The organism is Pedobacter frigiditerrae (genome assembly GCF_032678705.1).
Lineage (GTDB): Bacteria > Bacteroidota > Bacteroidia > Sphingobacteriales > Sphingobacteriaceae > Pedobacter > Pedobacter frigiditerrae_A.
The window spans coordinates 1,328,343-1,344,329 of sequence record NZ_JAVTSS010000002.1 but is presented as its reverse complement, the minus strand read 5'-3'; the positions used below and the strand labels follow the sequence as shown (position 1 = coordinate 1,344,329).

At 36.8% G+C, this 15,987-nt stretch carries 9 protein-coding genes; 2 read left to right on the top strand and 7 right to left on the bottom strand.

Annotated elements, in window-relative coordinates:
- Positions 1–3 precede the first annotated feature (3 nt).
- Positions 4–2,775, bottom strand: coding sequence for a PAS domain S-box protein (locus R2Q59_RS16550; RefSeq protein ID WP_316786320.1), 2,772 nt, complete (start codon positions 2,773–2,775; stop codon positions 4–6).
- Between the two features lie 10 nt (positions 2,776–2,785).
- Positions 2,786–4,057: a serine hydroxymethyltransferase gene (glyA, locus tag R2Q59_RS16545; RefSeq protein WP_316771035.1), complete on the bottom strand. Its 1,272-nt coding sequence runs from the start codon at positions 4,055–4,057 to the stop codon at positions 2,786–2,788.
- Between the two features lie 230 nt (positions 4,058–4,287).
- On the opposite strand from glyA, the gene dxs reads away from it, so the two are divergent.
- Both dxs and R2Q59_RS16535 read left to right on the top strand, forming a co-directional pair.
- Positions 4,288–6,216 carry a 1-deoxy-D-xylulose-5-phosphate synthase gene (dxs, locus tag R2Q59_RS16540; RefSeq protein ID WP_316786318.1) on the top strand — a complete coding sequence of 643 codons (1,929 nt, stop codon included), beginning with the start codon at positions 4,288–4,290 and terminating at the stop codon, positions 6,214–6,216.
- 205 nt (positions 6,217–6,421) lie between these two features.
- Complete coding sequence (locus R2Q59_RS16535) at positions 6,422–7,348, top strand: GDP-L-fucose synthase (RefSeq protein WP_316786316.1); 927 nt, start codon at positions 6,422–6,424, stop codon at positions 7,346–7,348.
- Positions 7,349–7,555: 207 nt separating this feature from the next.
- On the opposite strand, the gene R2Q59_RS16530 is transcribed toward R2Q59_RS16535, so the two are convergent.
- The 5 genes from R2Q59_RS16530 to R2Q59_RS16510 all read right to left on the bottom strand — a co-directional run bounded on the left by R2Q59_RS16530 (position 7,556) and on the right by R2Q59_RS16510 (position 15,572).
- Positions 7,556–8,650, bottom strand: coding sequence for a mannose-1-phosphate guanylyltransferase (locus R2Q59_RS16530; RefSeq protein WP_316786315.1), 1,095 nt, complete (start codon positions 8,648–8,650; stop codon positions 7,556–7,558).
- Between the two features lie 162 nt (positions 8,651–8,812).
- A complete protein-coding gene (locus R2Q59_RS16525) occupies positions 8,813–10,399 on the bottom strand; it encodes a gliding motility protein RemB (protein WP_316786312.1) in 1,587 nt (528 codons plus the stop codon).
- Positions 10,400–10,413: 14 nt separating this feature from the next.
- Positions 10,414–12,354, bottom strand: coding sequence for a nucleoside-diphosphate sugar epimerase/dehydratase (locus R2Q59_RS16520; protein ID WP_316787316.1), 1,941 nt, complete (start codon positions 12,352–12,354; stop codon positions 10,414–10,416).
- A gap of 302 nt (positions 12,355–12,656) precedes the next feature.
- A complete protein-coding gene (locus R2Q59_RS16515) occupies positions 12,657–14,057 on the bottom strand; it encodes an undecaprenyl-phosphate glucose phosphotransferase (RefSeq protein ID WP_316786310.1) in 1,401 nt (466 codons plus the stop codon).
- Between the two features lie 180 nt (positions 14,058–14,237).
- Entirely contained in the window at positions 14,238–15,572 is a 1,335-nt protein-coding gene (locus R2Q59_RS16510; protein ID WP_316786308.1) for an undecaprenyl-phosphate glucose phosphotransferase, read from the bottom strand.
- Positions 15,573–15,987 lie beyond the last annotated feature (415 nt).

Here is a 15,987-nt window from a genome sequence, read left to right as displayed (position 1 = left end):
CCTCTACCCCTTAAAGTAATTCGTCAATACTTCCTTAATTTCATCCGGATTAAATGGCTTTAATATGTGTCCATTCATACCTGATTCTTTAAACTTCATATTTTCATTATGGAGCGTAGATGCCGTAAGTGCTATAATTGGTACTGTTTTAAAATAATCACCTTGAATTTCTCGGATGATTCTAGTGGTATCAAAACCATCAATTCCAGGCATTCTGATATCCATAAAAATAAGGTCATAAATGTTATTCACTACCTTATTTATAGCTTCCTCGCCATTGGTGGCAAAGTCAATAATTAATCCCCATTTCGTTAAAAATCGCTTAGCAATAAGGATGTTTACCTCATTGTCATCAACAACTAAAATCTTTTTGCCTGTAAACACAGTTGTAGAGCTGGCTTGTTTGGTAGCTACATAGGAGTCTGAAAGTAGATTGAATTTAATTGCAAAAGAAAATATGGTGCCCTTACCTTCCGTACTTTCAACATTGATTTCTGAATTGTATAGCTTTAGAAGTTTTTTGGTAATGGCCAGTCCTAAGCCCGTACCACCATATTTTCTTGATATATCAGCTCTAGCTTGAGTAAAAGTCTCAAAGATGTAAGACTGTTTATCTTTCGGAATTCCAATACCAGTATCTTTTATTTCGAAATAAATGGTTACTTCGTTATCGGTTTTTCCTTTAACCGTAATAACTAAGTCTATTTTTCCATTTTCAGTAAACTTAATGGCATTGCCTATTAAATTAATAATAACTTGGTATAGTCTCGTTTTATCCCCTAATAATTGCTCTGGTATAGTATCGTCATAAAATAGGTTTAAAAGATTACCTCTTTTACCCGCACTCATTTGCAATGAATTAATTATATCAACGCTGAGCGAATGCAAATCAAAAGGTGACGACTCTAATTGAAGGTTCCCTGTCTCAATCTTGGTAAAATCTAATATATCATTGATGATGTTTAATAAGTTTTCGCCAGAAAACTTTAAGATATTCAAATCATTGATTTGAGATGCTTTTGGGTTATTATCCAACAACAAATGTGTCATGCCGATAACTGCATTTAATGGCGTTCGTATCTCGTGACTCATCACCGAAAGGAACATCTCTTTTGCTTCACTTAATTGTAAAGCTTGCTCACGAGATTCGAGCATCTCTTTTTCAATTTGTTTACGTTTGGTGATATCGTAAATAAGTTCAACCTGTCTTTCTAGCTGACCTATTGCATTTATAATAGGTGTATTGGCCACTGACAGCCAAATTGGCGTTTTGTCCTTTTTATGAGCTAGAACTTCAATGGTATAAGCTTGTTTGTTTAGGGCTTTTTCTCTAGCGTTAACAATTACTTCTTTGTCGGTTTCTGAAGAAGAAAGCAAGTCTCCCAACATGCTGCCAGAAAGTTCATCTAAGGAATAACCCACCAAGTTCTCCAAAGCTTCATTTACCCAGGTAATTTCACCTCTTTCGTTAGTAATGGCAACTCCTGTATCTGTTTTACTCGCTACAAGAGACAAAATTTGAAGTTCTTCTTCAGCCTTTTTCTTTTCGGTAATGTCAATAATAATTTCAACTTCTGTTTCTACCTTACCATCTATATCTAAAACAACCGTATTGTAAATAGACAACCATATTTTTTGTTTGTCCTTTCTGTAAGCTAAAATATCAACTGTAAATGATTGTTTTTGCCTTGTTAAAGTTCTGGCATTTTCAATCAGCGACCAATCTGTTTCTGGTCCACTAATCAAATCGCCTAGGGGTTTACCTTTTAAGTCTTCTAAATTAAATCCTGTAATTTTTTCGAATGCATCGTTAACCCACATTACATTATTCTGTGGGTCATTAATTACAACACCGTTATTTACTTTGCTAGCAACAAACGATAGTTTTGTTAATTCTTGCTCTACTTTTTTCGCTTCACTTATGTCCCTGCCATAACAATACCATCTTTGCTCTTTGGCAACCATTCCCCAACTAATCCATTTCACCTCACCAGTTTTGCTAACCAATCTAAAGTCTAACCTAAACTGTTTCTCTTTATTTCTAAGCCCTCTTTCTATGGCATAAACTATCCTGTCAATATCATCTCTATAGCAATAGTTCCATATATCTTTGCCAGTTACCTCGTTTACAGAATACTGTAGCATAGGCGTCACGGCATCATTTATAAAAAGGATAGCCCCATTTCTATCTAAAATACAATGGATTTCTGGTGAAACCGTAAAAATATCTATAAACTCATCATAGCGTTGAGTTTGAGCTATGAGTTGCGCATTTTTCCTTTTTAAAGCTAATTGCGCAACAACCTGTACCGCAAGCGTTTCTAGCGCTTCTATTTGATTTTCTGTTAGGTTCCTGGCAACATTGTCTAATAAAACCAAACAACCCAATTCAAAACCATCTGCATCTTTTAAGGGTGCGCTTGCATAAAACTGAATTCCATTGTTTAAGGACAACATCGAATTTGTAGATAGTTCGGCATCTAAGGAAACATCAGGCACCAAGAAAATTTTGTCTAACATCATCGTATGCTGACAAACAGTTACATTTCTAGGTATGATTTTGTATTCAGATCCAATCCCAAAAGCTGATTTTAGGATAATATTTTCCCTATCAACAAAGGAAATATAGGCCATTGGCACGTTAGCAATTTGAGCAGCTAACTTTACAAGATTGTCTAATTCATCCTCAAGTGCTTCTCCTAAAATATCATAAGAATACAATGCCGAAAGACGTTGTTTTTCATATTCAGGAGAAACACTAGGACTCTTAAACATTTAGTATGATCTATTTATAAAGCGGAAAACGGCTTACAAGAGCCTCAACTTTAGCTTTTACACTTTGCAAGTTACTTTCATCTTCCGGATTTGTTAAAACTTCATCAATCAAATCAACAATTTGTTGCATTTCAGTTTCTTTAAAACCTCTAGAGGTTATTGCCGCTGTTCCTACACGCATTCCCGAAGTAACAAATGGAGATTTGTCGTCAAAAGGAACCATATTTTTATTTACGGTTATTTCAGCTTTTTCTAACGCAGCCTCTGCTACTTTACCAGTTATATTTTTGTTTCTTAAATCAATTAACATCAAGTGGTTATCTGTTCCACCAGAAATAATTCCGTAACCTTTAGCAACAAATGCCTTGGCCATTGCCTGTGCATTAGCACCTACTTGTTTAATATAAGTTAAATAATCATCAGTTAAAGCTTCACCAAAAGCAATTGCTTTAGCTGCGATAATATGTTCTAATGGACCACCTTGCGTACCCGGAAATACTGCCATATCTAGCAAAGCCGACATCATTCTGATTTCGCCTTTTGGTGTTTTTAAGCCCCAAGGATTTTCAAAATCTTGTCCCATCATGATCATTCCACCACGTGGTCCACGTAAAGTTTTATGAGTTGTAGTAGTTACAATATGACAATGAGGAAGAGGATTTGCCAATAAACCTTTTGCGATGAAACCAGCTGGGTGAGAAATATCAGCTAAAACTAAAGCTCCAATTTGATCCGCTACCTTGCGGATGAAAGCATAATCCCATTCTCTAGAATAGGCCGATGCACCACAAATGATCAATTTTGGTTTTTCAGCCAATGCAACCTCTTCTAATTTAGCATAATCTATTAAACCATCTTCTTTTTTAACCCCATAAAAATGTGGTTGATATAACTTACCAGAAAAGTTTACCGGAGAGCCATGTGTTAAGTGTCCACCATGTGAAAGGTCAAAACCTAATATTTTATCTCCAGGCTGAATAACTGCTAACATCACAGCAGCATTTGCTTGTGCACCAGAATGTGGTTGAACATTTACCCATGCTGCACCAAAAAGCTTCTTCGCCCTTTCAATCGCTAAATTCTCAATCTCATCAACAACCTGACAACCGCCATAATAACGTTTCCCAGGCAAACCTTCAGCATATTTATTCGTTAATACTGAACCAGCTGCCTCCATCACTTGTTTGCTCACAAAATTTTCTGATGCAATAAGCTCTAGACCATGCTCTTGTCTGTTTAGTTCCTTGTCGATTAAATCAAAAATTAAAGTATCTCTTTTCATTATGGGAAAGTGTTTTTTTGGTAAAAATAGCTATTTTATTAATAATTCTATGAATGCAATAGACATTAGTTGTGCAGATTTTCCAATATAATGAGTTTAAACATAAATAGGCTTTGAAATAGAAATATCATACTTTGAAATTCAAAGTGTGGATTATTTGTTATAAATTTGAAATAATTCTTAATGAATTGTTAAAACAAAATACCGTAATTTGTAATTTATATTATTGCATGGAAGTTAAAACCGGACCTCTATTATCAACTATCAATTATCCTGCTGATTTAAAGCAGTATAGCGAACAAGATTTAGAGCAAATATGCCAAGAGTTACGTCAATACATTATTGATGTGGTAAGTGTAAATGGAGGGCATTTTGGTGCCAGTTTGGGCGTTGTAGAGTTAACGGTAGCTTTGCACTATGCCTTAAATACACCCTATGATAAATTGGTTTGGGATGTGGGCCACCAAGCTTATGGACATAAGATCCTAACTGGAAGAAGGGGGCAATTCCATACCAACAGAATTTTGAATGGCATAAGCGGCTTCCCTAAAATCAGCGAAAGTGAATATGATACTTTTGGTGTAGGTCACTCTTCTACCTCAATCTCTGCAGCTTTAGGTATGGCTGTAGCTTCACATTATAAGGGAGAAAAAGACAGACAACACGTAGCTGTAATAGGTGATGGCGCAATGACAGCAGGCCTTGCATTTGAAGGTTTAAACCATGCAGGGATAGAGAACTCTAACCTATTAGTGGTTTTGAATGACAACTGCATGTCAATAGACCCTAATGTTGGCGCATTAAAGGAATATCTAACCAGCATTACCACTTCCAAATCATACAATCGTTTCCGTGATGATGTATCCAATGTATTAACCAAGCTATCGGAACTTGGCCCTAATGCACATAAATACGTTAAAAAAATAGAGAAAAGCATAAAAGGCACATTGCTGAAACAAAGCAACATGTTCGAGGCGCTAAACTTTAGGTATTTTGGTCCAGTAGATGGGCATGATGTTAAACGTTTGGCTAGTATCATAAAAGATTTAAAAGACATACCTGGTCCAAAATTGTTGCATTGTGTTACGGTGAAAGGTAAAGGTTTCGCATTGGCGGAAAAAGACCAAACCAAATGGCATGCACCTGGCTTATTTGATAAAATTACTGGTGAAATTAAAAAATCAGTTCCCGATAAACCTCAACCACCAAAGTACCAAGATGTATTTGGACACACCTTAGTTGAATTGGCCGAGGCAAATGCCAAAATTGTAGGCATCACACCCGCCATGCCTTCTGGTTCCTCAATGAATATCATGATGAAAGCCATGCCAAGTCGTGCATTTGATGTTGGTATTGCCGAGCAACACGCGGTAACTTTCTCAGCTGGTCTAGCTACACAAGGCCTAGTTCCTTTTTGCAACATCTATTCAAGTTTTATGCAAAGAGCGTACGATCAAGTTATCCACGATGTGGCCATACAAAACCTGAATGTTGTTTTCTGTTTAGATAGAGCGGGTTTAGCAGGTGCTGATGGCGCAACCCACCATGGCGCTTATGATTTAGCTTACATGCGCTGTATACCTAATATGGTGATCGCATCTCCAATGAATGAAGAGGAATTGCGCAACCTGATGTTTACCGCCCAACAAGAAAATATTGGGCCATTTACTATTCGCTATCCACGTGGTAGTGGGGTAATGGCAGATTGGAAAAGACCTTTTAAAGCCCTAGAAATTGGAAAGGGGCGTAAAATTTCCGAAGGTGAAGATGTAGCTATTTTATCAATTGGCCATGTCGGTAATTTTGCTGTCGATGCTTGTAAAGAATTGAACAGTGAAGGAATTCATCCAGCACATTACGACCTAAGATTTGTTAAACCGCTCGATGCCACAATGTTGCATGAAGTTTTCAGTCGTTATAAAAATATCATTACCATAGAAGATGGTTGTTTACAAGGTGGCATGGGTAGTGCCATCATAGAATTCATGGCCGACCATAACTACCAAGCCAATGTAGTGAGATTGGGTATCCCCGATGAGTTTATTGAACATGGTGAACAGCCAGAACTTTGGGCAATTTGTGGATATGATACCAACGCGATTATCAACGCTGTAAAAAAATTAGCGGTTAGCCGCACCACTAAAACAATGGCATCTTAAATAAGATTTGTCATCGGATGAATATAGGCTACCCTACCATTTTCATCCGACGACTACTAATAAAAAAACCTGTCATCGGACGAATATAGGCTACCAAGTTTTTTTCATCCGACGACTACTAATAAAAAAACCTGTCATCGGACGAATATAGGCTACCAAGTTTTTTTCATTCGGTATTTAACTAACAAACACTAATATTAAAAAATTGGAAAAAAACTCAAAAATATACATCGCTGGACACAAGGGAATGGTAGGTTCTGCCATTTATCGCAAACTGCAAAAAGAAGGTTTCTCGAACATCATCACTAGAAATTCAAGTGAATTAGACCTAAGAAATCAACAATCTGTTGCGGATTTTTTTTCTAATGAAAAACCAGATTATGTTTTTTTAGCTGCAGCAAAAGTAGGCGGAATTGTAGCAAACAATACTTACAGAGCAGATTTTCTATATGAAAACCTAGCTATTCAGAACAATGTGATTCACCAATCTTATGTAAATCAAGTTACAAAATTGATGTTCTTGGGTTCTAGTTGTATTTATCCAAAATTAGCACCACAACCGCTAAAAGAAGAATATCTATTAACAGGTTTATTAGAAGAAACGAACGAACCTTACGCGATCGCAAAAATAGCAGGCATTAAAATGTGTGACGCCTACAGGGCTCAATACGGCTGTAATTTTATCTCAGTCATGCCGACCAACCTTTACGGCTATAACGATAATTATCATCCGCAAAACTCACACGTACTACCTGCATTGATCCGTAGATTTGATGAAGCCAAAAAAAGTGAAGCAAAAGAAGTGATCATCTGGGGATCTGGAACACCTATGCGGGAGTTTTTATTTGCAGATGATTTAGCTGATGCTTGTTATTTCCTAATGCAAAGCTACAATGAGCCTAACCTAATTAACATTGGCACGGGGGAAGATTTAACCATTAAAGACTTAGCTTTAACCATAGCTGGCATTGTCGGTTATAAAGGAGCGTTAACCTTTGATAGCACAAAACCAGATGGTACACCACGTAAATTAATGGACGTCTCTAAATTGCATGGATTAGGCTGGAAACATAAAATTGAGTTGGAGGAGGGCTTAAAGCTAGCCTATCAAGACTACTTAAGCAAAATTTAAATGTCATCGGATGAATATAAGGTACCATACTATTCTCATCCGACGACTAACGACTCATATAAACGAAGATCACCTTATCGATATATTAGGTAAATCGTTATGAAAGGATCTTTTCAACTCTTCACTAGACTATAACGCAAGGCGACATACCCAGCTGCCCAAATACCTATCTGGAGGGCATCTTAATGCGAAGCAAAGGACTTTCTACTATTGGTAGTGTTCACCAAGCTTTTCGACTACTTCTGCGGAAACCTTTTTTATTTCTTGTTCCAAGTTTTTGGGGTAAATCATTAAAACCTTTTCATCATCAACGATAATGAAGTTCGACAAACCCTTGATCACTGCAATTTTTTCCCTAGGAAGCTGAACCAAACAGTTTTTCGTTTCAGTTAAAACAACAGATTTTCCAGAAAATGAATTTCCCTCGCTATCTTTGTCCATCACTTCATGCAAGGAAGCCCAAGTACCTAAATCAGACCAACCAAAATCGCCTGGTGTAGTGAAAACATTATCGGCTTTTTCCATAATGGCATAATCAATCGAGATATCTTCACATAATGGATAATGCTCCGCAATAAAGTCCAATTCCTCAACCGTATTGTATTGGTCCTTCCCTTTTTCGAATATAGCGAATATAGAAGGCGAACTTTGCTTAAATGCATTTAATACAGCTTGAACATTCCATATAAATATTCCCGCATTCCAAACATAGTCACCACTTGCTAAGAATTGCTGTGCCTTGTCAAGGTTCGGTTTTTCAAGAAACTGCTCTACTTTTTTTATTTCCATACTGGAAGGTATATACTTAATATATCCATAACCAGTATCAGGTCTTGTTGGTTTTATCCCTAAAGTAAGCAAGGCGTCGTTTTCACTTGCAAAAACCAATGCCTCTTTTATACTCCCTACAAATACATCTTCTTTTAAAATCAAATGATCTGAAGGAGCTACAACAATATTTGCATTTGGGTTAAGTGCAGCAATCTTAAAAGCAGCATAAGCTACACAAGGTGCTGTATTTCTTCTGCACGGCTCACCAATAATATTGTTGACAGAGACACCTGCTATTTGCTCTACAATTAAGCCAATGTAACTTTCATTGGTTAGGAAATAAATATTCTCTGGCAGACAGACTTTTAAAAACCTTTCATAGGTTAGTTGCAATAAAGACTTTCCTGTGCCTAAGATATCTATAAACTGTTTAGGGAAACTATTTCTGCTTTTCGGCCAAAATCGGCTACCTACACCGCCTGCCATGATAAGGACATAATTATCCTTGTTAAATTCAGTTTGATCACTCATTAAAAATCGTAATATATAAAGTTATTGCATAAATCAATTGATCACTTTTATAATGCCAAAAACCAATGTGCTAATTGGCTCTGATTGTTGTTGTTAATCTATCTTCCAACAAATTAAAAAACAACTAGACTCGAGACTGCCGACTCAAGACTTGAGACTACACTAAAAATCCTGATAGATATTTCTAAAGCTACTTCTCAAACCAAAGGTAATCATCGTAGTTTTATCAGTAGATAAGCTATTCTTTTCTTGTCTAAATATCGCACCGGCCTCAAATCTTAAGTTGTACTTTGGATTAATGATATAGGAAACTCTTCCATCTAAATAAGCAAAATTAGTCTTTAAACCTCCCGCGGTTTTGTATCCATATTTCCTGGCACGTGTTTCGTAAGATTCATTAATGTCCTTCCCAACATTTTCACCATTATTTAAACCATAAGTGGCATAATTAGCTTGTGCAGAAAAAGCCCATTTATTAATTTGATAATTCCAAATGGTTAAAAACTCCCTAAAATTAGCTCCCATCGGATGTGCCAGCGCTTCGGCATAATGCCCATAGTTTAAGGTCGAACTTCTTTGGGTATAAGTAAATGGACGGGCGGTGTTAAATTCTGCCAAGTAATTTAAACCGGCAACTTTAAAAGCATCAAATCCCTTAACACCTAGCTGGTAGGCAAACTTATTGGCCCAATAACCCTCCCCTGAAAAAACTTCCTTCGCCGTAAACTCATCGGCTACGGCTTGTCCATATACTGTTAAGTTTTTTAGTAATTTATATTTCCCCGTAAAACCCAGCAGTGCGTTATCCGGCGATCCATTTATCCCTTCAACCGTTCTTAAAAAGACAATAGGGTTTAAATAAGTTACATCAAAACCTCTTCTGCCTGTTTCATCAGCCCCTTGCCAAATAATCGCATCAAAAAACCCTACAGAAAGCCTATTGTTAACGTTCCAATCTAAATAATGAAAAGCACCCCATTTTTTTCTGAAACCATTATCATAAGAAAGCTTTGGTGCCAAGGGATCTTGAAATTGCGACCACATGGCCATGTATTTTACATTGCCTAGCGTAGCTGTAAGCCTTAAAAAGGGATAAGGAGAAGCCACATCAGAGAATAACATTGAACGATAGCCGTCTCCAATAAAATTTTTGTCTTGACCTAGCGTAACCGTTAGGTATTTATTCACATCATAGTTTAAGACCGCAGTAGCATAAGCCCAATCTTTTGTGGTGTTGGCGGGATCAAATTTATCATTTGCCTGTCCCGGAATCACACCTTTGCTTACAATGTACTTAGTTAAATAATTGTTAAATCGAGCTTGATTCTCAAATCCACTGCTATAAAAACTGAATTTCTTTCCAACATGACCACCAACCTGATAACCCCTTGTGTTTAAAAAGGTATTGATTTTATGTTCATTATCCCTTCCTATCTGTAAATCAGTTAAAAAATCTAAGTAAAAACTATAGTCTTCCTTTTTTATTTCGACTAAGTGTTCATTAAATAATTTACGCCCAACCCAGGTGTTTTTTGCTGTTATACCAACGCTAAGCAAAGAATCTAGTTTTTTAGTAATCACACTATCATCACCAATCACTGGTTTCAACGAGGTATGAAAACGTGTATCTAAACTATATTGCGACTTATTTAGTTTTTGGTATTGGTAATAGCTATAAGGTATAATTTGTTGAGCATTTAAAGTTGAGGCGACAAAAATCAGAAGGAAACTTAGTAATCTTATTTTCATAAAGGGTGTTTATTTTAATCGCTAGCATGATGGTCAAGTTCTTCGAATACAGAGTTTTTACTCTTATACTCCTTAACTAAAGCCTTCATAGTGACAACAACATTTCTATCGTCGTTTCTCTTGGCGTAATCTAATAGTGTATATATTTGTGATTCAATCTCTGAGAATACATATTCACGCACCTTACCAATCATAATTTTTTCATGGTGAGTAGGCATTGTGTTTTCGCTGTCATTCAAAAGCTCTTCAAATAATTTCTCCCCAGGTCTTAATCCTGTGAACTGAATTTTTATCTCTTGATTAGGAATTAAACCTGCCAAACGAATCATCTTTTTGGCCAACTCTACAATTTTCACAGATTTACCCATGTCAAATATAAAGATCTCACCCCCCGTGCCCATACATCCCGCCTCTAACACCAAGCGACAAGCTTCTGGAATGGTCATGAAATATCTGGTGATTTCTGGGTGGGTAACTGTAATTGGTCCACCCTTCTCTATTTGTTGCTTAAATCTTGGTATTACAGATCCATTTGACCCCAATACATTACCAAATCTGGTCGTGATAAATTTGGTAATGGGCTTTACTTCTAGTTCATTAATATAGCTCAGCCCGTTACTAAAGATAAAATTAGGTCGATGAAGCGAGTTGTTTAAGGATTGTACATAAATCTCAGCAATCCGCTTAGAAGCACCCATCACATTGGTAGGATTAACCGCCTTATCGGTAGAGATCATCACAAATTTCTGTACACCATGCTTAACCGACAGATCTGCAATAGTCTTAGTACCTAAAACATTTGTTTTTATAGCTTCTGCTGGGTTATCTTCCATTAGCGGAACGTGCTTGTAGGCAGCAGCATGATATACGTAATGTGGTTTGTAAGTTTCAAAGAGGTGGTTCATCCTCTTTTCATCCTTTACATCACCCACAAAAGCATGAAAATTAATATTAGCATGTGCTTCCTCTAACTCTAAATAGATATGGTGTAAAGCAGTTTCAGACTGATCGCATAGAATAATCAAGCTAGTTTCAAACTTCATCAGCTGACGAACAATCTCACTTCCAATTGAGCCTGCCGCACCGGTTATCAAGATTCTCTTTCCTTTAAGTTGATTTTGTATACCTTCAATATCAATTTGGATAGCTTTTCGGTTAAGCAAATCTTCAATATTGATATTCTGTATCTGACGCGTATGCAATTTGCTTTTAGACCAAACATCGGATGGTGGTATGTTTAACACCAAAATATCATTCTCTAGGCAAATGTCAACGATCTGGTTTTTACGTTCAACAGGAATGGTATAAGAAGCAAAAATAATTTCATCTACTTCATGCTCAACAATCAAGCTTTCTAATTTCTGACCAGCTATAATTTTGACGCCATCAATGGTTTTCCCTACTTTCCGATCATCGTCATCTACAAAGGCAATGATGGTCTTGTTAACCTTGCCATCATGGTCAAAAGTACGCTTAGTAGCCAAGCCTGCCTCTCCTGCGCCGTAAATAATTACCTTCCTCTTGTCAAGGGTTAGGTTTTTAATGTACATGAAAAAGTACTTGATCAATACCCTATAAGTAATTAAAAACAGAAAACTCGTTAGCCCATTGATCACCAATACAATGTTAGAAATATATGGATCTCGGTTAAAGGCTAATACAGCCATATTAATGAAAAAGAAAGTCCCGTTGGTAGCGATAACCGCATAAAGAACCCTAAAAGTATCTTGAGCACTGGTGTACCTGATAATGCCTGAGTAGGTTTTCACATTTAGAAAAACCAAAACATTAATTACGGTGATAATAACCACATTTCTCCCAAACTCTACAGGTTGTATGCTATTAAGATCAAAGTTATATCGTAGAAAATAAGCAATAAATAAAGAAAATAGGCAGATACCTAAATCCAGTAAAAAAATAATCCACTTAGGAACGATATTAATCTGACTAAACAATTTCATTTATTTTAAACCAAATATAGTAACAAATATAATACCACTGTCAAATCTTTTTAATTGCACCAACGTTGGTCGTTGATCGTCTGTCGTTCAAAGCAAACAACGAACAACGAACAACCCTTAGACTTCTAAGCACTAACCCCTACCCTCACCAACCTTCGCCCATCGTCTGCCGTCAATTGTTTTCGTTCAAACAAACCACCTCCACAACTCATCATCTTAACAACTCACCCCTAAACCCTAAACCGGCTTCACAACTCTCCATCTCCACACCTTAACAACTTACCCCGCTCAACGCCCTAATAAGCATTATCCTCACCTCTTAACACATTTATAATGGTCATGAAAACAATCTTCACATCGAGCATGGCTGTCCAGTTTTCTAAATAATAAATATCGTATTTTACCCTACTCTCCATCGCTTTATCTTCCTTTGTCTCCCCTCTTAGCCCATTTACTTGTGCCCAACCAGTTATACCTGGCTTCACAAAATGGCGGACCATGAACTTATCTATAATCGCTTTGTATTTTTTAGTATGCGCCAACATGTGTGGTCTCGGACCGACCACACTCATTGTACCTAAAAAAACATTAAAAAATTGTGGCATTTCGTCTAAACTCGTTTTCCTTAAAAAAGCGCCAATTTTCGTAATCCGTTGATCCTGCTTAACTGCTTGTTTTTCATGGCTTTCTGCATTCACACGCATACTCCTAAATTTATAACAATAAAACGGCTCATCTTTTCTACCGCTTCTCTTTTGCTTGAATAAAACTGGGCCACTACTTTCCAATTTAATCAGAATTGCCATAATTGGATAGAGCCAACTCAAAATAAAAACAATCACAAACGAACTAAATAAAACATCAAATGCTCTTTTCTTGAACCTGCTTCCCATCTCCTCTAATGGTTCATGCCTAAGCGTAATAATGGGGAATTCGTTACCGAGATAGCTAATCCCGTAGTTGGGAGATAAGTGAAGCCCCAAATCAGGCACAAATTTTATCCTGATTCCCTGCGTGTCTGCCTCTTGTATGAGATTCTGCACCTCAGACATTTTATTCGGATCCACAGCAACATAAATATCCTTAACTCCAGCTGCCGCGGCAGTGCTTAATTTTTGCAATACAAGGGTAGCGGTTGTATGATTATTATGGTCGTAGATAAACTCATCCCCTCCTAAGGTACCATAGTAAGAAAGATTTGGTTCGCTTTCAAAATAAGTAATTAGCTTCTGCGAAGTTTCGTGCGCACCTATAAAAGCTACCTTTTTGGCCACATTAAATTTAGATAATACCGTATAGTGAAACGAGGTTCCCAAAAACCTATTGAAAATAAAACATACAGTTACTAATACATAAAAGATGCCCACGAATGTCCAGGAAAGGTGCTTCTCCATATGAAAAGCAAGATAAAACGTGTATAAAACAAAATGGGCAGCGACGCTTTTATAAGTGGATCGGTACACTCGCTCTATTTTTCTGTTCCCTAAAATACTATAAAGGCCAAAATATGCTGTACAAACCAGCCAGATCAAATTACATACAATAATGTGATTGTAATTTTTCTCTACCAATACTATATTCCTTCCTAACATCGTGGTGATGTAGTTAGCCACAAGATAAACACCATTGATCATGATCAGGTCTACCAAGGGCAAGATATACCTTAAAAGAAAACTGTAACGGTTTTGGTGAGCCATGCTAGAGTGAGAGGTTGTTGTCGATTGCTATATATAACTAACTGACTTAGGGTCTAAAGTTACAACTTTTGTTTAACAATTTTAAAATGAAGGCTCAAACCAATCTAACTTGTTGTTTTTCATTATATGTCTCCCGGTGATGACTAATAGATGGTCGAAAGAATATACGCTTTTGCAGATTTAAAACGCATTTTCTTCGCCTCTAACCGCATTGATAATGGTCATAAAGACTATTTTTACATCTAACATCCCCGTCCAATTTTCTAGGTAATGGATATCCGCTTTCACCCGATTTTCCATATCTCTTCTTTCGCGAGTTTCACCTCTAAATCCATTTACTTGTGCCCAGCCTGTTATGCCCGGTTTCATGAAATGCCTTACCATGAACTCATTGATGATCTCTTTATATTGTTCGGTATGTTTCAGCATGTGTGGTCTAGGGCCTACAACGCTCATTTCCCCTAAAAAAACATTAAAAAACTGTGGCATTTCATCCAAGCTTGTTTTTCTCAAAAAGCGTCCTATGGCAGTTACCCTAACATCGTCCTTGGTAGCTTGCTTGTCGTCACTCTCCTCGTTAACAGTCATGCTCCTAAACTTATAACACCAAAATGGTTCGTCATTTCTGCCGCTTCTCAATTGCTTAAATAATACAGGACCTCTGCTCTCCAGTTTGATTAGTAGGGCAATAATAGGATACAGCCAACTCAAAATAAAAAAGATAACCAGACTACTAAAAATTACATCAAAGGCACGTTTTTTAAAACGATTGCCCATGTCTTCCAATGGTTCGTTCCTGAGTGTGATGATGGGAAACTCACCTCCCATGTAACTAATGGTAAATGGCGAACCCATATTTGCGCCTAGATCAGGAATAAACTTTAATCTTATACATTGTTTATCTGCTTCTGCAACCAAGGCCTTTACATCAGACATGCGTTGAGGAGCAACGGCCACATAAACTTCTTTTACGCCATAATTAACGGCTTCATTTAATTTTTCAGAAACAATTTCTGATACAAATCCTTTATTCTGATCGTATATTGAATCATCATCGCCCACAAAACCATAAAACTCTACATTTCTTTGTTTTTGTAAATAGGTAGATAAGCGTAAGGCCGTGCCATTAGAACCCATTACGGCAATTTTTTTTGCTTCTTTAAATTTATTGAGTACGATGTATTGAATAGACGTCCCTATAAAACGGTTTAGAATAAAAGCTGTGGCAGTTAATAGATAAAAAATGACTAAAAATGCCCTAGAAAAATCATCTTCATTAAAAAAGATAAGGTAACTGATAAAAAGTGCAAAATGTAAAGCTATACTTCTCCAAGTTCCTCTATAAATTCTTTCCAATCTTCTGGCGCCATAAGCTGTGTATAAGCCAAATATTGCCGTGCTGATGAACCATAGCAAAGTGCTAATGACTACATGATTTTTATTAAGTTCGTCATGTAATGTTTTGCCAAAGCTTGCCGCAACAAAAGAGGCTAGATAATATATTCCAATGAGCATTAAAACGTCTGTTATAGGCAAAATAAACCTTAACAGGTAATTATAACGAGTTTGAAGAGCCATAATTTAACTAGGGATTAAGAAATTATACTTTTTACTAACTTCAATTAACAAGAAAGCAAAGTTATCATTTAAAAAGCAAAATAAAATACCTAATAACAGGTATTTTATACTAAAACTACCATTTCATCGACTATTTCCACAAAGTTAAACTTCGATAAACATTATTTTAACAATTTGTTGATCATTAAATCCGCAAAATTCAGCCGAACTTCATTCACTACGGAACAAAAACACCTATCTACTTCATCTCGCTCGAGTTTCGTCATCTCGACAGTCGGAGAGATCTGCAAGCAAAACTCCCGTCATCTCCACCCAGCCAGTCATCTCGCCGAATCCGTCATCTCCCGCGTCG